Source organism: Paraburkholderia sp. GV068, from assembly GCF_003058125.1.
GTDB lineage: Bacteria > Pseudomonadota > Gammaproteobacteria > Burkholderiales > Burkholderiaceae > Paraburkholderia > Paraburkholderia graminis.
In genome coordinates this window covers 47,167-68,555 of record NZ_QBUB01000014.1, presented here as the reverse complement: position 1 = coordinate 68,555, position 21,389 = coordinate 47,167, and the positions used below count along the sequence as shown (strand labels likewise).

Genomic DNA, 21,389 nt, shown 5'->3' with positions numbered 1-21,389 from the left:
TGCGCAGTGCCTTATGTTGATTCTCCTTAACCTTCTCGCAGGCGTGGCACTGCTCGTGTGGGGCTCGCATATCGTGCGCACGGGCATCCTTCGCGTGCTGGGCGCCGATCTGCGCGGCGTGCTCGGGCGCAGCACGCGCAACCGCTGGCGCGCGTTTCTGTCCGGCGTCGGCGTCACCAGTCTCGTACAGAGCAGCAACGCGACCGCGGTCATCCTCATGTCGTTCGCGGCGCAAGGGCTCTTGCCGCTCACCAGCGGGCTCGCCATCATGCTCGGCGCCGACGTCGGCACGGCGCTAATGGCGCGGGTTCTCACACTCGATCTCTCGTGGTTGTCGCCCATCCTTATCCTGTTCGGCGTGCCGCTCTTTCTGTCGCGCAAGCAAACACGCGCCGGCCAGGTCGGCCGTACGCTGATCGGTCTCGGGTTGATCCTGCTCGCGCTGCATCTGATCGTCGAGGCCGCGCAGCCGATGATGCAAGGCGCCGGCGTGCGCGTGATGTTCGGCGCATTGACGGGCGACACGATGCTCGACGCGCTGGTGGGCGCCGCGTTCGCCGTCCTGTCGTACTCGAGCCTGGCAGCGGTGCTGCTCACGGCGACGCTAGCGTCGTCCGGCGTGATCTCGTTGAAGGTGGCGCTGTGCCTTGTGATCGGCGCGAATCTCGGCAGCGGTCTCGTCGCCTTGCTCGGCGCGGCCGCGCAGAATTCGGCGGCGCGGCGTCTTGCGCTCGGCAGCTTCACGTTCAAGCTCGCGGGCGCGTTGCTGATCCTGCCGTTCGCGTCCTTGCTCGCGCGCTGGCTGCCGATGCTGATCGCCAATCCACGCGAAGCCACGGTCGGCTTTCACCTGATCTACAACGCGCTGCGCTGCGGCGTATGCCTGTCGTTGATCGATCCGGTCGCCCGTATCTGCGAGCGAGTGCTGCCCGACCGGCCCATGCCGAACGGCGAACTGCGGCCACTGCATCTCGATGCAGCCGCGCTGTCCACGCCGACGCTCGCGCTTGCGAATGCCGCGCGCGAAGTGCTGCGTATCGGCGACATCGTGCGGACCATGCTCGACAATGTGGCCGAGCTGATTCATCACAACCGTCTCGACAAGGCGCGCGAAACGGTTCGTATGGACGACGACGTCGACGAACTGTACGCCGCGGTCAAGAACTACCTCACGCTGATTTCACGCGAGCAGCTTGACGAAGCCGATAGCCGCCGTTGGACCGACATCATTTCGCTGACCATCAACCTCGAGCACGCGGGCGACATTATCGAGCGGATCGTGGGCGACATCGAAGAGAAAAAGATCGCGCACCGGCTGTCGTTTTCCGAAGAAGGGCTCGGCGAACTGGACGATTTGCAGACGCGGCTCGTCAGCAATCTGCAGCTTGGCCTGTCAGTGTTCCTTAATAACGATCTGCGTTGCGCCGAGCGGCTTCTCGCGGAGAAAGAGCGCTTTCGCGATCTGGAGCGCGCGTATTCGTACCGGCATCTGGATCGACTCGCCGGGCAGACGCTGCGCAGCATCGAAACCAGCGCGCTGCATCTCGATCTGATCAGCGACATGAAGCGGCTCAATTCGCTGTTTTGCTCGACGGCTTATCCGGTTCTGGATGCCGCGGGCGCGCTGCACGACACGCGCTTGCGCAAGCGTGTGCTCGATACCATGCATGTGAAGGAATGATTCCGCGAAGCGCGGCAATGCGCGTGAAGCTTCACGCTCCGCGCTTCACGCCAGCACCACTTCTTCCAGCTTCTTTTTCAGCGCACCGAAATCAGCCGCATCCGCGGCCTTCTTATTGGTGACGAGCACGTCGATCTGCTCAACGGGGCAATACGAAATCCGGCTGCGCTGCCCGATCTTGCTGTAGTCGGCGAGGATCACCACGCGGTCCGCATTCGCGACCATCGCGCGCGCCACTTCGGTTTCCGCATGATCGTAGTTGGTCGCGCCATGCCGGTGGTCGATGCCGACCGGCGACAGCAGCGCGAGGTCCGCGCGATACCGCTGAATGTCGAGCACGGTGGTCGCGCCGGTGGTCGCCATTGCGCGGTCGCTGATCGTGCCGCCGAGCAGAATCACTTCGTTGCCGGCTTCCGACTGCTCGGCCGCGCCGCGCATTTTCAACGCGACGTCGATTGAATTTGTGACGATGGTCAGATTCGCGAGCTTCGCCAGTTCTTCGGCGAGCGCGGCGGTGGTCGTGCCCGCGTCGATAAAAAGCGTCTGGCCGCTCGCAATCAACCCGATTGCCGCTTTGGCAATGGCCGTTTTCGATTTGACGCGCATGTGGGCGCGCTCGGCGATCGGCGCTTCGTCGGCCGGCTTGATCGCGCCGCCATGCACACGCCGCAGTTCACCGAGCGCTTCGAGATCGAGCAGATCGCGCCGCACGGTTTCGCGCGACACGCCCAGGTCCGCCATGATCCGTTCGGTCGACACTCTATGGAGCGTCGACAATAACGCGCGTATTCTCTGATGACGGTCTTCCTGCCACATGCATTTTCCTTGGATGCGAAGGCGCTCGCACAACGTGTTTCGACTGACGACATCGTGGACATGAATGTGTGTCGAGACGATGTCAAGCGTACTACTTCAGCCGGATTGTGTTGTATTTTTTTGGTAGCTTGCAAGTTTGTGTATTTGACTTTAGCCTTCGCAAATCGAAGCGCCGCCTGATTCGAACATCGAATCGTCGAAGGGAAAGTTAATCTGTGCTTTCGCGCTTTGTCATGGCGTTTTTTGACAAGACCGTTGGCGTCGGCGCGCGGCGAAACGCGCTTATTCTGAGTGAAAGGTGACGGGACGTGGCAAACGGGATCGATCGTGCATCACCTGCAGACTGGCCGTATCCGCCGCTCGTCGCGCATCGCTGCGGCGGCACGCTTGCGCCGGAGAACACGTTAGCGGGCTTCGACGCCTGCGTGCGTTACGGTTACCGCATGGTCGAATTCGACGCCAAGCTTTCCGTCGACAACCAGCTTTTCCTGCTGCACGACGACACGCTCGAGCGCACCACCAACGGGTATGGCGCGGCGGCGGTCTACACATGGGCGCAGCTTGCGTTGCTCGATGCCGGCGCCTGGTACGGGCCGCAATTCGCGGGCACGCGTTTGCCGACGCTCGCCGATGCGGCCGCGCGTTGCGCGCGCGATGGCATCGCGGCGAACATCGAGATCAAACCCTGTCCTGGCCGCGATGAGATCACCGGCCAGCTCGTCGCGAGCGCCGCGCTCGAGTTGTGGAAAGACCAGACGCCGCCGCTGCTGTCGTCGTTTTCTTTCGACGCGCTCGCGGCCGCGCGCGATGCCGCGCCTTCATTGCGGCGCGGCATGCTGTTCGAGGAAGTGCCCGCGGACTGGCTGCGTATCGTGCGCGAACTGGACTGCGTGTCCTTGCACGCGAGCCATCTTTATCTGACCGAACCGCTCGTCGCGGAAATTCGCGCGGCCGGCTTGCATGTACTCGCTTACACCGTCAACGATCCCGCTCGCGCCGAATTGCTCGCGCAATGGGGCGTCGACATGATTTGTACAGATCGCATCGATAAGCTGTCGCACGACATGCTTTGAGCGCCGCAGCCGGCGCGGGCATGGCGTGGGCGCGCAAGCACGAAAGCACGGGAGCACCAGCGGACGAGTGCGAGCGAGCTGTGCCCTTGAAGTCGAACCAGCAACTTTCCAAACGCAACAACTTCGGCAGAGGATGGGGAAAACTATGAACCGCACCGTGTTAGCTCGGATACTTTCGATGTCGGCCGTCGCGGGTGTCGCCGCCGTGGGCGCGAGCAGCGCATCGGCCGCGCCGCTCGACGCATTGATCGCCGCCGCGAAGCAGGAAGGCCAGCTCACCGTGATCGCATTGCCGCACGACTGGTGCAACTACGGGCAACTCGTCGCGGGTTTCCAGAAGAAGTACGGCATCAAGATCAACGAGCTGAATCCGGACGCGGGCTCGGGCGACGAAGTGGAAGCCATCAAGGCGAACAAGGGCAACAAAGGTCCGCAAGCGCCCGACGTGATCGACGTGGGTCTGTCGTTCGGTCCGACCGCGAAGGCCGACGGCCTGCTGCAACCGTACAAGGTGTCGTCGTGGAACTCGATTCCGAAGGAGTCGAAAGATCCGGACGGCTACTGGTACGGCGATTACTACGGCGTGCTTGCGTTCGAAGTCAACGCCGACATGATCGACAAGGCGCCGTCCGACTGGAGCGATCTGCTCAAGTCCGATTACAAGAACGCCGTGTCGCTCGCGGGCGATCCGCGCTCGGCGAATCAGGCGATCCAGGCCGTCTATGCGGCGGGCTTGTCGCAAAGCAAGGGCGACGCGGCGAAGGCGGATAAAGCCGGCCTCAAGTATTTCGCCGACCTGAACAAGAGCGGCAACTTCGTGCCGGTGATCGGCAAGGCGGCATCGCTTGCGCAAGGCACGACGCCGATCGTCGTCCGTTGGGATTACAACGCGTTGGCCGATCGCGATACGCTGAAGGGCAACCCGAAGGTGCAGGTCGTGATTCCGAAAACGGGCGTCGTCGCAGGCGTCTATGTTCAGGCGATTAGCGCTTACGCGCCGCATCCGAACGCAGCGAAGCTGTGGATGGAGTACCTCTATTCCGACGAAGGCCAGCTTGGCTGGTTGGCCGGCTATTGCCATCCGATGCGCTACAACGAACTCGTGGCCGCGAAGAAAGTGCCGCAAGCGCTGCTCGACAAATTGCCGCCGCCGTCGTCGTATAAGAACGTGGTGTTCCCGACGCTTCAGCAGCAGGACGCGTACAAGGAAACCATCACGAAGCATTGGGACGAAGTGGTCGGCGCGAACGTCAAGTAAGCGCAGCTTTAGAAAGCGCGAAGTCATGTGTGCGCCGCGGCGCCGTTCGCAAAGAGCGGCGTTTGCGGCGTTAGTCATCAAGCCCAAAGGTGAGCTATGAGCGCTTCATCGGATGCTGGATCGGTGCCGCCGGATCTGCTGGTGCCGCCCGTGCCCACGCCGACGCCGCGCGTCGACGGTCCGGGCCGCGCGTCGCAGATGCTTGCGTGGATCGGCGTCGTGCCGTTCTTCACGTTCGCGCTGCTGTTTCTGATTCTGCCGACCGGCTTTCTGATGATCGGCGCGTTCCAGGACGCGCAAGGTCACTTCACGCTCGCCAATCTACGCGATCTGTTTCAGCCGTCGATACTCGACGCCTACTGGATCAGCTTCAAGGTGAGCGCGGCGTCCGCGGCGGGCGGCGCGCTGATCGGCTCGCTGCTCGCGTGGGCGGCGGTGCAGGGCAAGCTGCCCGGCTGGATTCGTCCGACGTTGATGACATTCTCGGGCGTCGCGTCGAACTTCGCGGGCGTGCCGCTCGCGTTCGCGTTCATCTGCACGCTGGGGCGCGTCGGGCTCGTCACCGTGCTGCTGAAGAAATACCTCGGCTTCAATCTTTACTCGACGGGCTTCAGCATTCTCAGCTTCTCGGGGCTCACGCTGACTTACCTGTACTTCCAGATTCCGTTGATGGTGCTGATCGTCACCCCCGCGCTCGACGGCCTGAAGCGCGAATGGCGCGAAGCATGCGATTGCCTCGGCGGCACCGCCTATCAATACTGGCGCCACGTCGCGCTGCCCGTGTTGTGGCCTAGCGTGCTCGGCGCAACGCTGCTGCTGTTTGCCAACGCGTTCGGTGCTGTGGCCACGGCTTACGCGCTGACGGGCAGCTCGCTGAACATCGTGCCGATCCTGCTGTTTGCACAAATACGCGGGGACGTCATGCATAACCAGAACCTCGGCTACGCGCTCGCGCTCGGCATGGTGCTCGTGACCGGGCTTTCGAATGGCGGCTACATCTGGCTGCGTTCGCGCGCCGAAAGGGGCCGTCGATGAAAAGCCAATCTCGCGTCGGAGCGTGGACCGCGACGGTGATCGGTTCGCTGTACTTCCTGATTCCGCTGATCGCCACGTTCGAATTCAGCTTGCGGATGAAACGCGGCACCTACAGCTTCGAGGCGTATAGCGTCGTGCTGAGCGATCCGCGCTTTCAGGCGTCGTTCGGCTATTCCATTCTGATGGCGCTGCTGACGATCGTCGTCGGCATATTGCTGGTGGTGCCGACCGCTTACTGGGTGCAGTTGCGTTTGCCGAGGCTGCGGCCGGTCGTCGAATTCATCACGCTGCTGCCGCTCGTCGTGCCGGCTATCGTGATCGTGTTCGGCTATCTGCGCATCTACAACAGCAGTTCGATCCTGCCGCTCACGGGCAACGAGCGCGCGACCGATCTGCTGCTCGTGTTCGGCTACGTGACGCTCTCCTTGCCCTACATGTACCGCGCGGTCGATGCGGGCCTGCGCGCCGTGGACGTCCGCTCGCTCACCGAAGCCGCCGAATGTCTCGGCGCGAACTGGCCGACCATTCTGTTCAAGGTGATCTTTCCGAATATCCGCTCGGGCATTCTCTCCGGCGCGTTTCTCACCTTTGCGGTCGTGATCGGCGAGTTCACGCTCGCGAGCCTGCTCGACCGTCCCGCGTTCGGTCCGTACCTGCAACTGATCGGCGCGAATCGCGCGTATGAGCCGTCGGCGCTGGCGATTATCGCGTTCATGATCACGTGGGCGTCGATGGGATTGATACAGGTGTTCGGCTCGGCCCGCGCGTTGAGCGGCCAGAAAATCTGACGCACTGAGGCAGCGAACCATGGCATTTCTCGAGATAGAAAATCTGCACAAGTCCTTCGCGTCGAACATCGCGCTGCATCACTTCGACATGAAGATCGAGCGCGGCGAGTTCGTCACGTTCCTCGGGCCGTCCGGTTGCGGCAAGACGACCGTGCTGCGCATGATCGCCGGATTCGAGACGCCGACGCGCGGCGTCATCCGGCTCGACAACAAGGACGTCACGCATCTGCGCACGCGGCAGCGCAAGGTCGGCATGGTGTTCCAGTCGTACGCGCTCTTTCCGAACATGACGGTGGCCGAGAACATCGGCTTCGGGCTAAAGATCACGCACCGGCCGCAGGCGGAGATCAATCCGCGCGTCGAGGAGATGCTGCATCTGATCAAGCTGCCGCAGCTCGGCGGGCGTTATCCGTGGCAACTGTCGGGCGGTCAGCAGCAGCGCGTGGCACTCGCTCGCGCGCTCGCCGGCAAGCCGCAGGTGTTGCTGCTCGACGAGCCGCTGTCCGCGCTCGACGCGAAAATCCGCATCTCGTTGCGGCAGGACATTCGCGCGTTGCAACGCGAACTCGGCATCACGTCGATTTTCGTCACGCACGATCAGGAAGAGGCGTTGTCCATTTCCGACCGCATCGTCGTGATGAACGAGGGGCGCGTCGAACAGATCGGCTCGCCATCGGAAATCTACAACTATCCGCGCACGCGTTTTGTCGCGTCGTTCGTCGGCACGCTCAATATTCTGGCCGGGCATGTGATCGATCCGGCGACGGGCAAGATGGCCGTGGACGGTCAGGAGCTCATCACCACGCAGCAACTTCCTTCCGCCGATGCCGGCAAGAAGCGCCTGCTCGCGCTGCGTCCCGAAGCGATCGTGCTCGAACCTGCGGCGCCCGGCCGCAATACGCTGAATGCGACCGTCGAAGAAGTGAATTTTCTCGGCGCCGTCGTGCGCATCAGAACGCGCGTAAAAGACGCAGTGATTTCGCTCGACGTATTCAACGATCCGAATCGCGGTTTACCCGAAAGAGGGCAGCCGGTGTCGCTCGGCTTTTCGCACGACAACCTGCTGGTGCTCGAAGAAGGCAACGCCTGACAATCCGCCAACGCCCGCCAAAGCCCGCCGAAGCCCGCCCGCAAAGGCTTCGGGTTTTCCCGAGGGTTTGCACGGCGGCGAGTCCGGGTTTCCCGACGCCGCTCGTCCGGATTTCCGGAATCCCGGAACGCGCGCGCCAGGTCTTACGCGCAAACCCATAAGAATCAAGGGTATGTCTTAGGCATCAAGCTGGCATCGACCTTGCAAAATAGATAACGCGGCCGCAACGGTCCGACAACTAAAGCAAGGAGACAACGATGTCTGATTTCCCTTCCCGGTATTTCTGAATTCGTCGTCTTGTCGCGGCCTAATGCCGTGCAGAGGCGACGTTCATTCGTTCGCATGATGCGCAGCGTGGCAGGCCATGGGCTCACCCACATCGCAGGAAACATCGTGAAGAAACCTATCCACAAAGTGCTGTACGTCCAGGTGATCGTGGCGATCATCATCGGTATCGCGCTCGGCCACTTTTATCCGACCTTCGCCGTCGACATGAAGCCGCTCGGCGATGCCTTCATCAAGCTCATCAAGATGGTGATCGGACCGATCATCTTCTGTACGGTCGTGACCGGCATCGCCGGCATGGAAGACATGAAGAAGGTCGGGCGCGTCGGCGGCAAGGCGCTGCTGTACTTCGAAATCGTCTCGACGTTCGCACTGCTGCTCGGCCTGGCGGCGACGCACCTGCTGCGGCCGGGCGTCGGCTTCAACGTCGATCCGGCTACGCTGAACGGCAAGGAAGTCGCATCGTATGCCGCGAAGGCGCACGGTCAGACGACCGTCGACTTCCTGATGCACATCATTCCGGACACGCTCGTGTCGGCATTCTCGCAAGGCGAAATCCTGCAGATCCTGCTGATCGCGCTGCTGTTCGGGGCGGTGCTCGCGCACATCGGCGAACGCGGCAAGCCGGTGACGAGTTTCATCGAAAGCCTGTCGAGCATCCTGTTCGGCATGGTCGGCATCATCACGAAGCTCGCGCCGATCGGCGCATTCGGCGCGATGGCGTTCACCATCGGCAAGTACGGCATCGGCTCGCTGCTGCCGATGCTCAAGCTGATCGGCACGTTCTATCTGACCGCGATCGTGTTCGTGGTGGTGGTGCTCGGCGCGATTGCGCGTGCGGTGGGCTTCAATATCCTGCGCTTCATCGCGTACATCAAGGAAGAGATGCTGATCGTGCTCGGCACGAGCTCGTCCGAAGCCGCGTTGCCGCAACTCATGCTGAAGCTCGAAAAGCTCGGCTGTTCGCGTTCGGTGGTGGGCCTCGTCGTGCCGACCGGTTATTCGTTCAACCTCGACGGCACCAACATCTACATGACGATGGCCGTGCTGTTCATCGCGCAGGCGACGAACACCGACCTCACGTGGACGCAGCAGCTCACGCTGCTCGCGGTGACGATGCTGACCTCGAAAGGCGCGAGCGGCGTGACCGGCGCGGGCTTCATCACGCTGGCCGCGACGCTGGCGGTGGTGCCGACCATTCCGCTGTCGGGCATGGTGCTGATTCTCGGCATCGACCGCTTCATGAGCGAATGCCGTGCGCTGACCAACATCGTCGGCAATGGCGTGGCGACCGTCGTGGTGTCGGCGTGGGAAAAGGAACTGGACCGCAGCAAGCTGGAAGCGGCGCTGCGCGGCGATGTGCCGGTCGACGAACCGGCCAGCGTCTAAGCCGGACGTCGTCGGGCATCGCCTGAAATAGCGTGATGTTTGCGGCCGCGGACACCAGCCCATGCAACCGGTGAACGCGCGCCCAACCCCAGTGCCGTCGGCCGAGGAAGCGCAGGCCGACGGCGCTTCGCCTTATGCCACAATATCCGATCCCACCCGACCGGATAGTGCCAACGTGACCCGCCGCCTGCTGATCCTCTTCGCGCTCGTTGCCGGGCTCGTTGCGGCGTGCGGGCTCACCTATAGCGTCGCGTGGCAAAGCGGCATCGACAGCTTGCGGTTGAATGCGGCGGGGCGCGTCGACCGTACCGCGAGTTCGCTCAAGAGCACGCTCGAGCGCTATGAATCGCTGCCGTATCTGCTCGCGGAACATCCGATCGTGCAGGACGTGCTGGTCGATCCGTCGCCCGCCAACGTCGAGCGCGCGAATCTCTATCTTGAAGACCTGAACCGCCACGCGCGCGCGACGGTCACCTACATCATTCCGCTCGACGGCTACTGCGTGGCCGCGAGCAACTGGCAAGGGCCGGGCAGTTTCATCGGCGCGGGCTATCAGTTCCGGCCGTATTTCGTCGATGCAATCAAGGGCGGCGTGGGCCGCTTCTTCGGCATCGGCACGATCTCGCAGGCGCCGGGGTATTACATTTCGCAGCCGGTGCGGCGCGACGGCAAGATTGTCGGCGCGGCGGTCGTCAAACTCGATCTCGAATGGTTTCAGGGCTCGGACGCGTCCGAGCCGTTGCTCGTCACCGACGATCATGGCGTGATCTTTCTGTCGTCGGTGCCCGCCTGGAAATACCACACGATACGGCCGCTGTCGGGCCAGGTCGCCGATTCGATTTACCAGGCGCGTCAATATGCGCAGCAGCCGATCGCGCCGCTGCCGGTGACGATCGAGCGCAAGCTGGAAGGCGACGCGCAGATTGTGCGCGTGGGCGGCGGCCGCTATGCGCCGCGTTATCTCGCGTCGCGGCGCGGCATGGGCGAACCCGATTGGCATCTGATCACGATGGCGCCCGTGAGCCCCGTCGATGCCGACGCGCGCAACGCGACCATCGTCACGGGCTTCGGCTATGTGTCGCTCGTGCTGCTCGCGTTCTACTGGAGAATGCGCCGCTCGCGCGTGCGCGAGGTGATGCGCAGCCGTACGCTGTTGCAAAAGGCGTATGCCGAACTGAATCAGCGCGTCGCGGAACGCACGGCCGATCTGTCGCAGGCGAACGAGCAGTTGCAGAAGGAAGTCGCCGAGCGCACGCGCGCCGAGCAGGAACTGCGCGCCGCGCACGACGAGTTGATCCAGGCCAGCAAGCTCGCCGCGCTCGGTCAGATGGCGGCCGGCATCACGCATGAACTGAATCAGCCGCTCGCTGCGTTGCGCGGTTTTTCCGACAACACGCGCGTGCTGCTCGAGCGCGGCGATCAGGCGTCGGCGCGTGAAAATCTCGAAGCGATCGCGGCGCTCACCGAGCGCATGGGCAAGATCACGAACCAGCTAAAGCTGTTCGTCGGAAGGGCGCGGCCGCGCAGCGCGCGCGCGTCGGCTGTGCGCGCGCTGCGCAATGCGCTCGCGCTGTTGCAGAAGCGCTTTCAGGGCGTCGAACTGCAGCTTGCGCTATTCGATGTCGAAAGCGGTACGCGCACGCCGCTCGATCTTGCCGACGATCATCCCGACCTGATCGCGCATTGCGACGATCTGCGTCTCGAACAGGTGCTGATCAATCTGCTCGGCAATGCGCTCGACGCCACCGCCGGCATGAGCGCGCCGCGCATTTCGGTGCATATCGAGGTGGCTTCGGACAATCTCTCGTTCGCGGTGGGCGACAACGGTCCAGGCATCGCCGAAGACGTGTTGCCGCGCCTGTTCGAACCTTTCTTCACCACCAAGGAAATGGGTCAGGGACTCGGTCTCGGGCTCGCCATTTCATCGTCGATCGCACGCGATTGCGGCGGCACGCTGGTGGCGCGCAACGCGCCGCAAGGCGGTGCACTCTTCGTGTTGACGCTGCGCCGCGCCCGCGTGCAGACGAGCCCTACCGCGGACCCGCTCACCACGGGTTCCTGATTCCGATGAGAACGACATGCTGAACGACGGCTTGCAAGTGCTGTATATCGAAGACGACGAACTGGTGCGGCGCGCGAGCGTGCAGAGTTTGCAACTGGCGGGCTTCGATGTGGTCGGCCATGCGTCGGCGGAATCGGCGGCGAAGTCGATCAGTGCGGATTTTTCCGGCGTGATCGTCAGCGATATTCGGCTGCCTGGCGCGAGCGGTCTCGAGTTGCTCGCCCAGTGCCACGAACGCGCGCCCGATGTGCCCGTGATTCTCGTCACCGGTCACGGCGACATTTCGATGGCCGTGCAGGCGATGCGCGACGGCGCCTACGACTTCATCGAAAAGCCGTTCGCCTCCGAGCGGTTGATCGAGACCGTGCGGCGCGCGCTGGAGCGGCGCAAGCTCGTGCTCGAAAACCTCGCGCTGCGCCGCGAACTCGCGGGGCAGAACACGGTGGCGCCGCGGATCATCGGCCGCAGTCCGGCGATCGAGCAGGTGCGGCGGCTCATCGCGAACGTCGCGCCAACCGATGCGTCCGTACTCATCAACGGCGATACCGGCGCGGGCAAGGAACTGATCGCGCGCAGTTTGCACGAGTTGTCGCCGCGGCGCGACAAGCCGTTTATCGCGGTGAATTGCGGCGCGCTGCCCGAGCCGATGTTCGAATCGGAGATGTTCGGCTATGAGCCCGGCGCGTTTACGGGCGCGGCGAAACGCCGGATCGGCAAGCTCGAACATGCGTCGGGCGGCACGCTGTTTCTCGACGAAATCGAAAGCATGCCGCTCGCGTTGCAGGTCAAGCTGTTGCGCGTGTTGCAGGACGGCGTGCTAGAGCGGCTCGGTTCCAATCAGCCGATTCGCGTGAATTGCCGCGTGGTCGCGGCGGCGAAAGGCGATATGGCGGAACACGTCGCGGACGGCTCGTTCCGCCGCGATCTGCTGTACCGGTTGAATGTGGTCACGATCGCATTGCCGCCGCTCGGCGAGCGGCGCGAGGACATCGTGCCGCTTTTCGAACACTTTCTGCTCGACGCGGCGGTGCGTTATCAGCGGCCCGCGCCGATCCTCACCGACCGTCAGCGCGCGAGCCTGATGCAGCGCGACTGGCCGGGCAACGTGCGGGAACTGCGCAACGCCGCGGACCGCTTCGTGCTCGGTGTCGCCGACGATCCCGTGATGTCTTTCGGCGACGAAAGCGGGCAGGCGCAGCCGCTCAAGGAGCGCGTCGAGCAGTTCGAGCGTGCGGTGATCGCGGAAGCGCTCGAGCAGTGCGGCGGCGTGGTGGCGGTCGCCGCCGACCGGCTTCAGCTCGGCAAGGCGACGCTCTACGAGAAGATCAAGCGATATGGCCTCGCGGCCAAGGGCGATGGGGAGAGGTGAAATAGAAACGCCGGCAAGTGGGAGTGCCGGCGTTTTTGTTTGAGCTTGCGGTGGGTTGGCTTGCCTTCGCTTGGCGGCTGCTTAAGCCGCGTTCAGCGCCTTCTCCAGCAACTGGTCGAGTTCCGCGAACTGCGGCTCGCCGACGTAGCGCTTCAGAATCTTGCCGTCCTTGTCGACGAGGAAGGTGGTCGGCGTGAGCTGCACGTTGCCGAACTGTTTGGCGGCCGAGCCGTCGTCCATGGCGACCTTGAAGGGCAACTGGCGCGTTTGCGTGTAATTGGTCACGTACATCGGCGCGTCGTAGCTCATGGCCACCGCGACGAATTCGAGCCCTTTGCCTTTGAAGCGGTTATACGTCTGCACCATCTGCGGCATTTCCTTCATGCAGGTGTCGCAACTCGTCGCCCAGAAGTTGACGAGGTAGACCTTGCCTTTGAGGTCGGCGGTCGTGACTTTCTGGCCCGACAGCAGCGTAAAGGTCGCGTCGGGCACGCGCTGCTGGCCGGCAAACGCGAAATAGCCGGCGACGCCGATCGCAATCGCCACCACGGCGATGATCAGGTAGCGAAGCGGATTCGTGCGCTTGACGGCGCTGGTCGATGCGATGGAACTCATGAGCGGAACCTCGGAAGTCGCGCAAGGGCGCAGGACAGTGCGTCGGCTGGGGCTTGGAGCGTGCCGCAACGGAGCGTTGATATTGTAGTCCTATTCGGGATGCGGGGCAGGGAGCGCAACCCGCAACCCGCGTTGCGCCGGCACAGCCAAACGGGCGCTTGGCCGCTTGGCCGCTTGGCCGCTTGACGGCTTCCACGCGCTCCATCAGCTTGCAGCGGATAATGGCGTTTTGCGCTCACGTCAACAACTTCACCGCTTCACGGTCTCTCTTGCTCATGTTCCAGATAGTTTTCCGCATCTATTCCCTGTTCGCTCGAATTCCCTCGCGTCTGTTTTCCAGCCTCGTCTTCCATGGCAATGCGGCGGCTCGCGCACTGCGCGGCCTGCCACGCGCGCAGTCGGTGACCCGCGCGGCGGTTTGCGCGCTTGCTATCGGCGTCGCGCTGAGCGGCTGCTCGCCGACCTTCGACTGGCGCACCGTCATGAATAACGACAACGGCTACAGCATCGACTTGCCTGCCAAGCCCGGCAACGATCAGCGCGCGGTGCAGGTCGACGGCACGCCGATGCAGATGGCCATGCAGACGGCCGAAGCCGGCGACGCCGTATTCGCGGTCGGCACGATCATGCTGCCCGACGACAGCGAGGCGACACAGCGCAAGGCGCTCGAGTTCCTGCGCACCGGCCTCGCGCGAAACGTGGGCGTGACGCCAGAGGCGCGCGCGGTGCAGATTCCGCTCGCGGCAGGCGGCAAAGTTTTGGGGCTCGAGATGACGCTGAGCGGCGAGGCCGGCTCCAGCCATGAAAAGCGGACCGTCTATGCGCGCCTCGTGGCGCGTGGCCGGCACGCGTATCAGGCCGCGATCATCGCGTCAGGGCCGCTGCCCCAGGAACAGGTGGACCAATTTTTCTCGTCGTTCCAGCTCTATTGAACCGGTAGTTTTGGCCGACTCGGGGCCGACGTGACGCCGAAGCGACGCGCGCACGTACTGAAAGTTCCTTCGCAGCTTTCCGCGCTAATTCGCGGTTTACGTTGAAGTTTTCCACCTCGCCGCGCGTCCTGTGGATAACTCTGTTGAGAAGTCCGCTTTTTTTGCCGCAGATGCCCGCGCCGTGGGCATTCCGTCAGTCTGAATGTAGTTGGCGCAGAAGAAAAAATCCTTTGAAATCAACGCCCTTTGGATCCGAGTTTCTAAGTACCTTTCAGATGTTTCTAAATCTATCTGGAACGCGGGCATGTGCATAAGTCAAGTCTTGACAGCATTTTTTTCTCCTCAACCAGAGCCAAAAGCCCGTCGGTACTGAACCGCCTCGCCGATCTGCGCGGCGCTCGGCATGCTCGCGCCCGCGAGGTCGGCAATCGTTCGTGCGACTTTCAGGACGCGGTAATATGCGCGCGCCGACCAGCCGAAACGCTCGCCCGCTTCCCGCAGCAGCGCCTCGCCGGCTGCGTCGGGACGGCAGACTTCGTCGACTTCTTTGCCCGTCAATTCACGGTTGGTTTTGCCTTGCCGAGCCAATTGCCGTTCGCGCGCGGCCAGCACCCGCCGCGCGATGACCGCGCTCGTTTCTCCGGCGGCATGCGCTCGCGCGGACAATTCCGCCGACGTCAGCGCCGGCACTTCCAGCTGAATATCGATCCGGTCCAGCAGCGGGCCGGATAATCTGCGCAGATAACGCGCCGCAATCTCCGGCGTGCAGCGACAACGCCCATTCGGGTCGCCGCGCCATCCACAGGGACACGGATTCATCGCCGCGATCAGTTGGCACGCCGCCGGAAAGTCCGCCTGCAGCGCCGCGCGTGAAATCGTGATTCGCCCGGCTTCGAGCGGCTCGCGCAGTGTTTCGAGCACGTGGCGGTCGAACTCCGGCAGTTCATCGAGGAAAAGCACGCCCAGGTGCGCGAGCGTGATCTCGCCCGGTTGCGGAGGATTGCGCCCGCCCACCAGCGCCGCCGCGCTCGACGAATGATGCGGCGCCCGGAACGGCCGCTGCCGCCATTGCGCCGGCGTGAAACCGGCGCGGCTCGCGGACAGCAACGCGGCCGAGCTGAGCGCCTCGTCGTCGGTCATCGGCGGCAGCAGACCGGGCAAGCGGGCGGCGAGCATCGACTTGCCCGCGCCCGGCGGGCCGATCAGCAGAACATGGTGCCCGCCGGCCGCGGCGACTTCGAGCGCGCGGCGCGCGCCGCGTTGGCCGATCACGTCGCCCATGTCGGGCACGGCGGCAGGGCGCGTATCGGCCAGGTTTAGCGCGGCGACCGGATAGAGGCGGGCGTCGGGCGCATCGGCGAGATGCGCGCATAGCGACGGCAGATCGCTCGCGCCGTACACATCCACGCCGGGGACAAGCGCCGCTTCCGCCGCGCTGGCCGCGGGAAGATAGAGTTGCGGATTACGCTCGGGCGGCGTGTGCCCGGTCACGCTTTCGGCGAGACCAGGAGCTGCCGCGCAAACCGCCGCGCCGCGCGCGGTGCCGCAAGCCATCGCGAAGGCGCCTCGCATCGGACGCAGCGCGCCAGTTAGGGAAAGCTCGCCGGCAAATTCGCGGTTGACGAGCGATTCGGCCGGGATTTGCCCGCTCGCCGCGAGAATGCCCAAGGCAATCGGCAGATCAAGCATTTAGGTTTGTTCCTAACAGTTAGGAATGTTCGGCAGCACGACGAGGTTTGCCACTCCGCTTGGCAAGCCCGCTAAGTGGCGTGTCAGACGCTCAAGTGTGTACAGCTCTGGTGCCGCCCGATAGGGACTTGGTACGGTCCACTCCCTATTCTTTCAGAGGCGGACGCTTCTTTGATGGCATATCGACTATGTTTTTACTGTGAAGTTTTGCTTTCAGTTCATCGCGTTCCGCAATTAAGACTTCATTGATTGTCGTGAGCTTAGTCAGCCGGTCGCGACAATCAGCCAGTTCTCTCTTCAGTTCGTCATTCTTGCGACGCTCTGCTTCCAGGGCAGATTCGTTTCTCTCGAGCCGTGCTGGCTTGCGAGCGCTTTTTCTGTTGATAAGTTCGGCGACGTCAGGGTAGTGGTTGTGAATGAGAGGCGCGGTAACTCCAACCTCAGCAGCCACAGCCTGGATGCTCAGCCCTGCCGGCTTCGTACGCGCTCTCCCGTGCTCAATGCGCAATATTGCAAGCTCGAACTCTTTCCTCCGAGCTATGGCGGTCTTACGTGTAGCCATTTAAGCTTCCTCCAAGTCGCAACCAAGCTTCGTCAGCACATCAGCGCAACGCTTCAAATCCCTTTGCACTCTGGCGAGGCCGCCAGGTCCGATGTCTTTAGCCGTCTTGAGTTCTTTGAGGTGGCCAAAGATGCCATGATAGATTTCTGCGTGCGCACGCCCAACGACCGCATGGTCACATCCCGCTCCACAGCGCGTCTTCTCGAAGTCGTTTCCCACACAAGCCCTATCGTCCGCAGTACACCACGCATGGCCGTTGCTTCTGATATGGGTGCTATTTGCGATAGACCGCACCATGTCGGCATGTGAGTGAAACAGGATTACGCTTTCGCTTGAATCTCGCCACGCGACGAGGCTTTCACCATAGCCCCCAGCAAGTGGTTCCGAACGGTCCAGCCAGCTATCCACGACGGCCACTTTGATGTCGTCAAGCTCGTCTTGAATTTCCAGATAGAGTGCTATCTCCTGCGACTCGTTGAGCGCGTAGCTCAACGTCATGTCGATTGACCAGTGCTTGAAGTGCTCGCGCAAATATCTCAAGTCACCGAACTTGCTCCTCGCAGCATAGTTCGCAAACTTCCGTCGAAATTGATGAGTTGTCGGAATCCACGTCAGGCCGCATGCCTTCGCGAAGGCTTCCAGACCGTTGTTAATTGCTTGAGTTCCCAGTGTTCGTACTTGTCCACCATTCCTAAGGTCGACGCCCAGAAGCAACGAGTTCTCGTGCTCTTGTGCTTCAGCAATGCGTATATCATCGACATCCTGCTCACGGTAACTTGCGATTTCTTCGCGTATTTTTTCTTGGTATGGCTCGGCCCACTGTTCAAGTACGCGCACTGCAGTAATCGCGGCTTCGGGTACCATCCATTCGGTCGGTCCTTCGTATGTCTTCTTCGAGACCGAGCGGAGCCACCAATACCGCTCGTCGTCACCTTCGATTGTGCTATAGAATCCATTTTTCTCCATGTGCGCAAGTTCATGTACTCGACATCCGCTCAAGCTTGCGATGACGATGTAGCAGGCGATGCGAACGCTATTCAGCTGCGCTTTAAAATCGAAATATGTGCCGTCGAAACCCGCTTCGTGGAGTGCAGGAGTCTTGAGCATTGTTATGTACTTTTTGGTGGGCTTTTTTTTGCCTTTTGCTCGTACGGCCTGAAGATTAGTCTCAAGTTGAAACAGTCTGGCCGCGTCGCTAACTATGGCCCATGCTCTACTGAAAAGCGTCGAAAAAACATCGTCCGGAATCAGAGGAGTTTTACAGCCGTTATTTTTGTCACTCTTGCCACTCTTGCTGCCCTTCGCTCGTCGACCGGCTTGCGTCCCGTAATCGAAGTCCGCCAACGGATAAGTCGGAATGGGGACGTCCGTGTATTGAGAGAGTTCGTAGACCTGTTCGATTACAGTCGACTTTTTTTCGACAGTCCGTTTTGTGTACGCGACCGCCCCTGATTTCTTGGTTTTCTTCCTTATCGCATTGAGGTAGTTCGAGCAAACCACAGGGGTCACGTCAGAGCAGCTGTGGATACCAATGCGTGTTAGATATTCGAAGAACAGTTTAAGGTTACGGAAGAACTGCACAGTAGTCGAGCCCGCTGGTGGTCGACCGAAGCCCAGCGCACCTCGTCGTATAAATCGATAGAGCATTGCCTTCGCTTGTCCACGAAAAGCCTTTGGCAAGGTATCGAAGTCAATTTTCTTGTTCGACTTCGTGACGTTCCGAGTCAGATTCATTATCCACCAGGCGCTGTCACCATAGCGACTGACGACGCGCAGTTTCCCATTGAGTTCCTTAAGGGATATTACGAGCCTATCTCGCTCAGAATCGGCAATGCTGCGCGCATCGTTACGTTGCTCAAGAAACAATGCGAAGTTCGGGTCAGCTTGAGTTGCGTTCATGACGACATCTCATGGATGGTTGAAATAACGTCTTCGGTTCGCCAGAAGGGATGCGGATTGACCCGGGCGTGCTCACGAGCTTGTTTGACATCAACTGCTTTGAAAATACCTTTCGCTAGGCCAACATCAATGATGTCTCGGTCGATGACTCTGACGATGTGGGCAAAACTCTTCCGCCACCTTCTGGCATTCATGTGCGCTCGTTCCGCCAACACGCGCCAGTAGAAGCTAAATAGTCGATAGAGGTCCTCGCCGGTTACCACATAGTTCTTGCAACGAACGCAATTCAAGAAACTCATGCAAACGGCCCCCGGTTTCTTCGGCGCGAATTGCCCTTGTCGAACGTCGGAACATCTTCCGACAGGCGTCTTCTCAGTCGCACCCAACGTGTTGGTGAGCAGTTCATTGGTTAGCGCGATACCTAGGAACCGCCAATTGCTTCTTGCATCTTCGCCAGGCCGTAGATAGCTGATGGAAGTGACATCAACGCTGTTGCCGGCTGCTGCGGCGGTCGCAGTCACATCTCCACCTAGCAGGTCAAATACTCTATTGACGAAAGTTTTGCGGAGGCGACTTACATTTAACCGTAATGGTCGTCCATCGGCGTCTTTAAGTCCGTATTGGTTAACCAGCGTCTTGATTGCAAGCGCGAGGGTACTAGGTGTAAGCGCTGTAACGTCGCCGGCTCGCGTATGCTGCGTGGTTCTCCGAACGCGGAACAACCATACGCGGCTCCTATAATGGTCGGGAGCGTCATCTCGCAATCGTGAGGACAACTCGATGACTCGGCGGACCAACTTCGCAACTGTTGGGCGCAGAGTCGGAAGTGACTCAATTACCCGGTGCTCGCCTTCTCCATCGTTAACCACGACCCCCTTCGTGGACTGACCGCGTCGCTTAAATAGGACGAGGAACGCAGTGTCGGCTTTCGGGTGCGGCCGTAAGCAATCGGTTGACATCTCCAACAGGGGTGTTACGTTTCCGCCGGTATGCAGCGCTATGATTAGATAGGCGTATGCGAGCGTTTCCGAAGTTGGCTCAACGCGGTCGTCAAATATCGGCATTACGGCTGCTTTGACTGCAGTAGCGAACGCCTTCCGCTCGCTCAAAGCTAACGGCTTCTCGCCTCTCTCGCCCAAGTGACTACGCGGGAATGGGTTCCGAGGAAACGTTGCTTCGTCACCGCCGCGTACCCTTACAATGAGGCCGCGGTCACACATAGCGGTCAAGACCGATTTGGTGGAAGTGTAGCGATTTTTCCGTGTCGTGGGAGAAGCAGTTTCAGTGGTTAGGAATACGACGTAACCATCGATGACATCTCTGTTAATGTCTCCAAGCGTGAGGTCCCGCCCTACCGCAGCACTGTACACCGCGAGGTATTCAAGGAAAAAATTCAGACCGCTGTCACAGTACGTGATGACTGTGGCCACTTCAACATCACTATCTTGCTTCGCCAAAAAGCGCTCGATTTGCCTTTGACATGCATAAACGATAGCGTCAATCCCGACCCCATACCAGCAATCGAAGTAGAAGTGACGTTTCTTCGACCCATTCGGGAAACTGACGAACGCGATTTCTGGCGGTACTACCTCTTCAGGAATGGTTACTCGACCATTGACGACCTCGTACTCGACGGCGGGTACGGTTAGGTCTGTCTGCTTGAAGACCTTTCGTTTCGCTACCATTGGGAATCCGCATCAAGTTCACGGTCGTATTCAAGGATAGCGTTGTCGACTACCTCGTTCGAGACATGTAGGTACTTTTTCGTTGTTTCCAAGGAATCGTGGCCGAGCTGATGTTGTAAAAAAATAAGCGGCTCGATTCCATTGGGCTTCTTGGATTGTTGAAGTCGGGCCAACGTATGCGTCGCGTAGGTGTGCCGTAGCAAGTGAGGGTACGCGTGCAAGCCCGCTCGGTTTCCTGCTGCGGTAACGATTGGTGCTATCCCTTTTCCGAAGTCGCTGTACGGGAGTCCATCCTGGTTCAGAAAGAGTTCGGGACGGGAATCGTTTGTCAGGCTTGCTCGCTCCCCGCGATAGTGCACCGCGTATCGATAAAGGAAGCGCATGAGTCTGATTGACACCCATACGTCGCGTGCTTTCGAGCCTTTAGTCCGCATGCCGGAACCATCTTCAGGGTCGAGTGTGACCTTCGTGTTTAGATTCCGCGAGCTATATAAATCGGGGTCGAAAACATAGGATAGCGGGAAGGTCGCCAGCTCTTCGCGGCGCAGCCCAGTTCGAAGCGCCATCGAGATTACCGTGTGGTGGTGCACATTGTCTGCCGCATGCAGAAGTCTCTGCGCCTCTTCTAACGAGAGAAATCTGACTAGGTCTTTGTGCTTTTTCGGCATGACCGATGGGACAGCGATTTGTCCACCTGACGTGTCGAGATGGGCTAGAAAGCCTCCTTTACGAATGAGGCGGCGAAGCTCATAAGTGTATGGAAGGGCATCTATCCAAGCCTTGTGTATCGCGTACTTGTAGAACTCGCATACATATATAAGACGCTGTCTGACTGTGTTGCGTTTGAAGCCGCACACTGTGAAGCAATAGTCCCGATAAGCTGCGACGAGATTCTTTTGTTCGCCTCGTTCTACATCGCGCCACTCAAGCCCGTGAGCTTCAAGAAATCCGAAATAGTCGTAAAGCGCACGGGCGATGGTGGTCCATGAGCGGGTTGACCCAATAGCGCCTCGGAGAAGGTAGAAACGCAGGAATAGATTGACCTCTTCGCAGCTACTCATGTCTTCCCAAAGCAAGATAGGGAAGCCAGGCCTCGAAACACCTGCGATGACGTAGTCGTCGGTCGCCGTCTCCAGATACATCTCGTCCTCCGGACTAAAT

The 21,389-nt window shown here is 60.8% G+C and carries 17 protein-coding genes; 10 read left to right on the top strand and 7 right to left on the bottom strand.

Going from position 1 to position 21,389, the window contains the following annotated elements; translation table 11 throughout:
- Positions 1-13 precede the first annotated feature (13 nt).
- Entirely contained in the window at positions 14-1,681 is a 1,668-nt protein-coding gene (locus tag C8K18_RS25325; RefSeq protein ID WP_006048103.1) for a Na/Pi cotransporter family protein, read from the top strand.
- 45 nt (positions 1,682-1,726) lie between these two features.
- Here C8K18_RS25325 and C8K18_RS25320 read toward each other — a convergent pair whose 3' ends face one another.
- Complete coding sequence (locus C8K18_RS25320) at positions 1,727-2,497, bottom strand: DeoR/GlpR family DNA-binding transcription regulator (RefSeq protein WP_006048102.1); 771 nt, start codon at positions 2,495-2,497, stop codon at positions 1,727-1,729.
- 308 nt (positions 2,498-2,805) lie between these two features.
- Here C8K18_RS25320 and ugpQ point away from each other — a divergent pair, with 308 nt between their 5' ends.
- From ugpQ to C8K18_RS25280, 8 genes are all read left to right on the top strand, one after another.
- On the top strand, positions 2,806-3,570 hold the full coding sequence (gene ugpQ / locus C8K18_RS25315; protein ID WP_006048101.1) for a glycerophosphodiester phosphodiesterase: 765 nt from the start codon (positions 2,806-2,808) through the stop codon (positions 3,568-3,570).
- Positions 3,571-3,715: 145 nt separating this feature from the next.
- Positions 3,716-4,828 carry an ABC transporter substrate-binding protein gene (locus tag C8K18_RS25310; RefSeq protein WP_107709275.1) on the top strand — a complete coding sequence of 371 codons (1,113 nt, stop codon included), beginning with the start codon at positions 3,716-3,718 and terminating at the stop codon, positions 4,826-4,828.
- A 96-nt stretch (positions 4,829-4,924) separates the two neighbouring features.
- The gene (locus C8K18_RS25305; RefSeq protein WP_006048099.1) at positions 4,925-5,863 is read left to right on the top strand and encodes an ABC transporter permease subunit; all 939 of its coding nucleotides are present in this window, start codon (positions 4,925-4,927) and stop codon (positions 5,861-5,863) included.
- Entirely contained in the window at positions 5,860-6,651 is a 792-nt protein-coding gene (locus tag C8K18_RS25300) for an ABC transporter permease (protein WP_006048098.1), read from the top strand. The genes C8K18_RS25305 and C8K18_RS25300 overlap by 4 nt, the downstream gene beginning before the upstream one ends.
- A 19-nt stretch (positions 6,652-6,670) precedes the next feature.
- Positions 6,671-7,741: an ABC transporter ATP-binding protein gene (locus C8K18_RS25295; protein WP_107709277.1), complete on the top strand. Its 1,071-nt coding sequence runs from the start codon at positions 6,671-6,673 to the stop codon at positions 7,739-7,741.
- A gap of 393 nt (positions 7,742-8,134) precedes the next feature.
- Positions 8,135-9,415 (top strand): dicarboxylate/amino acid:cation symporter, encoded by a 1,281-nt coding sequence (locus C8K18_RS25290; protein ID WP_029969651.1) that lies wholly within the window; start codon positions 8,135-8,137, stop codon positions 9,413-9,415.
- Between the two features lie 61 nt (positions 9,416-9,476).
- Complete coding sequence (locus C8K18_RS25285; protein WP_006048095.1) at positions 9,477-11,477, top strand: ATP-binding protein; 2,001 nt, start codon at positions 9,477-9,479, stop codon at positions 11,475-11,477.
- A gap of 16 nt (positions 11,478-11,493) precedes the next feature.
- Positions 11,494-12,846 carry a sigma-54 dependent transcriptional regulator gene (locus C8K18_RS25280; RefSeq protein WP_006048094.1) on the top strand — a complete coding sequence of 451 codons (1,353 nt, stop codon included), beginning with the start codon at positions 11,494-11,496 and terminating at the stop codon, positions 12,844-12,846.
- Positions 12,847-12,927: 81 nt separating this feature from the next.
- Here C8K18_RS25280 and C8K18_RS25275 read toward each other — a convergent pair whose 3' ends face one another.
- The gene (locus C8K18_RS25275) at positions 12,928-13,461 is read right to left on the bottom strand and encodes a TlpA disulfide reductase family protein (protein ID WP_107709279.1); all 534 of its coding nucleotides are present in this window, start codon (positions 13,459-13,461) and stop codon (positions 12,928-12,930) included.
- Between the two features lie 275 nt (positions 13,462-13,736).
- Here C8K18_RS25275 and C8K18_RS25270 point away from each other — a divergent pair, with 275 nt between their 5' ends.
- Positions 13,737-14,393, top strand: a complete 657-nt coding sequence (locus C8K18_RS25270) for a hypothetical protein (protein ID WP_107709358.1) — start codon at positions 13,737-13,739, stop codon at positions 14,391-14,393.
- A 342-nt stretch (positions 14,394-14,735) separates the two neighbouring features.
- On the opposite strand, the gene C8K18_RS25265 is transcribed toward C8K18_RS25270, so the two are convergent.
- The 5 genes from C8K18_RS25265 to C8K18_RS25245 all read right to left on the bottom strand — a co-directional run bounded on the left by C8K18_RS25265 (position 14,736) and on the right by C8K18_RS25245 (position 21,370).
- A complete protein-coding gene (locus tag C8K18_RS25265) occupies positions 14,736-16,082 on the bottom strand; it encodes a YifB family Mg chelatase-like AAA ATPase (protein ID WP_258196161.1) in 1,347 nt (448 codons plus the stop codon).
- A gap of 145 nt (positions 16,083-16,227) precedes the next feature.
- Positions 16,228-16,644: a TetR family transcriptional regulator gene (locus tag C8K18_RS25260; protein ID WP_107709281.1), complete on the bottom strand. Its 417-nt coding sequence runs from the start codon at positions 16,642-16,644 to the stop codon at positions 16,228-16,230.
- The gene (locus C8K18_RS25255) at positions 16,645-18,543 is read right to left on the bottom strand and encodes an integrase (protein ID WP_107709283.1); all 1,899 of its coding nucleotides are present in this window, start codon (positions 18,541-18,543) and stop codon (positions 16,645-16,647) included. It abuts the gene before it with no gap.
- Positions 18,540-20,228 carry a hypothetical protein gene (locus C8K18_RS25250; RefSeq protein WP_107709285.1) on the bottom strand — a complete coding sequence of 563 codons (1,689 nt, stop codon included), beginning with the start codon at positions 20,226-20,228 and terminating at the stop codon, positions 18,540-18,542. The genes C8K18_RS25255 and C8K18_RS25250 overlap by 4 nt, the downstream gene beginning before the upstream one ends.
- Positions 20,222-21,370: a tyrosine-type recombinase/integrase gene (locus C8K18_RS25245; RefSeq protein ID WP_107709360.1), complete on the bottom strand. Its 1,149-nt coding sequence runs from the start codon at positions 21,368-21,370 to the stop codon at positions 20,222-20,224. Before C8K18_RS25245 ends, C8K18_RS25250 begins: the two co-directional genes overlap by 7 nt.
- Positions 21,371-21,389: the final 19 nt, after the last annotated feature.

Excerpts from the sequence above, each read along its gene's own strand:
- C8K18_RS25265 (WP_258196161.1), bottom strand. The coding sequence starts at position 16,082 with ATGCTTGATCTGCCGATTGCCTTGGGCATTCTCGCGGCGAGCGGGCAA.
- C8K18_RS25325 (WP_006048103.1), top strand. The coding sequence starts at position 14 with ATGTTGATTCTCCTTAACCTTCTCGCAGGCGTGGCACTGCTCGTGTGG.
- C8K18_RS25285 (WP_006048095.1), top strand. The coding sequence starts at position 9,477 with ATGCAACCGGTGAACGCGCGCCCAACCCCAGTGCCGTCGGCCGAGGAA.
- C8K18_RS25255 (WP_107709283.1), bottom strand. The coding sequence starts at position 18,543 with ATGAACGCAACTCAAGCTGACCCGAACTTCGCATTGTTTCTTGAGCAA.
- C8K18_RS25270 (WP_107709358.1), top strand. The coding sequence starts at position 13,737 with ATGTTCCAGATAGTTTTCCGCATCTATTCCCTGTTCGCTCGAATTCCC.
- C8K18_RS25300 (WP_006048098.1), top strand. The coding sequence starts at position 5,860 with ATGAAAAGCCAATCTCGCGTCGGAGCGTGGACCGCGACGGTGATCGGT.
- C8K18_RS25275 (WP_107709279.1), bottom strand. The coding sequence starts at position 13,461 with ATGAGTTCCATCGCATCGACCAGCGCCGTCAAGCGCACGAATCCGCTT.
- C8K18_RS25245 (WP_107709360.1), bottom strand. The coding sequence starts at position 21,370 with ATGTATCTGGAGACGGCGACCGACGACTACGTCATCGCAGGTGTTTCG.
- C8K18_RS25305 (WP_006048099.1), top strand. The coding sequence starts at position 4,925 with ATGAGCGCTTCATCGGATGCTGGATCGGTGCCGCCGGATCTGCTGGTG.
- C8K18_RS25320 (WP_006048102.1), bottom strand. The coding sequence starts at position 2,497 with ATGTGGCAGGAAGACCGTCATCAGAGAATACGCGCGTTATTGTCGACG.
- C8K18_RS25250 (WP_107709285.1), bottom strand. The coding sequence starts at position 20,228 with ATGGTAGCGAAACGAAAGGTCTTCAAGCAGACAGACCTAACCGTACCC.
- C8K18_RS25260 (WP_107709281.1), bottom strand. The coding sequence starts at position 16,644 with ATGGCTACACGTAAGACCGCCATAGCTCGGAGGAAAGAGTTCGAGCTT.
- C8K18_RS25280 (WP_006048094.1), top strand. The coding sequence starts at position 11,494 with ATGCTGAACGACGGCTTGCAAGTGCTGTATATCGAAGACGACGAACTG.
- C8K18_RS25295 (WP_107709277.1), top strand. The coding sequence starts at position 6,671 with ATGGCATTTCTCGAGATAGAAAATCTGCACAAGTCCTTCGCGTCGAAC.
- C8K18_RS25310 (WP_107709275.1), top strand. The coding sequence starts at position 3,716 with ATGAACCGCACCGTGTTAGCTCGGATACTTTCGATGTCGGCCGTCGCG.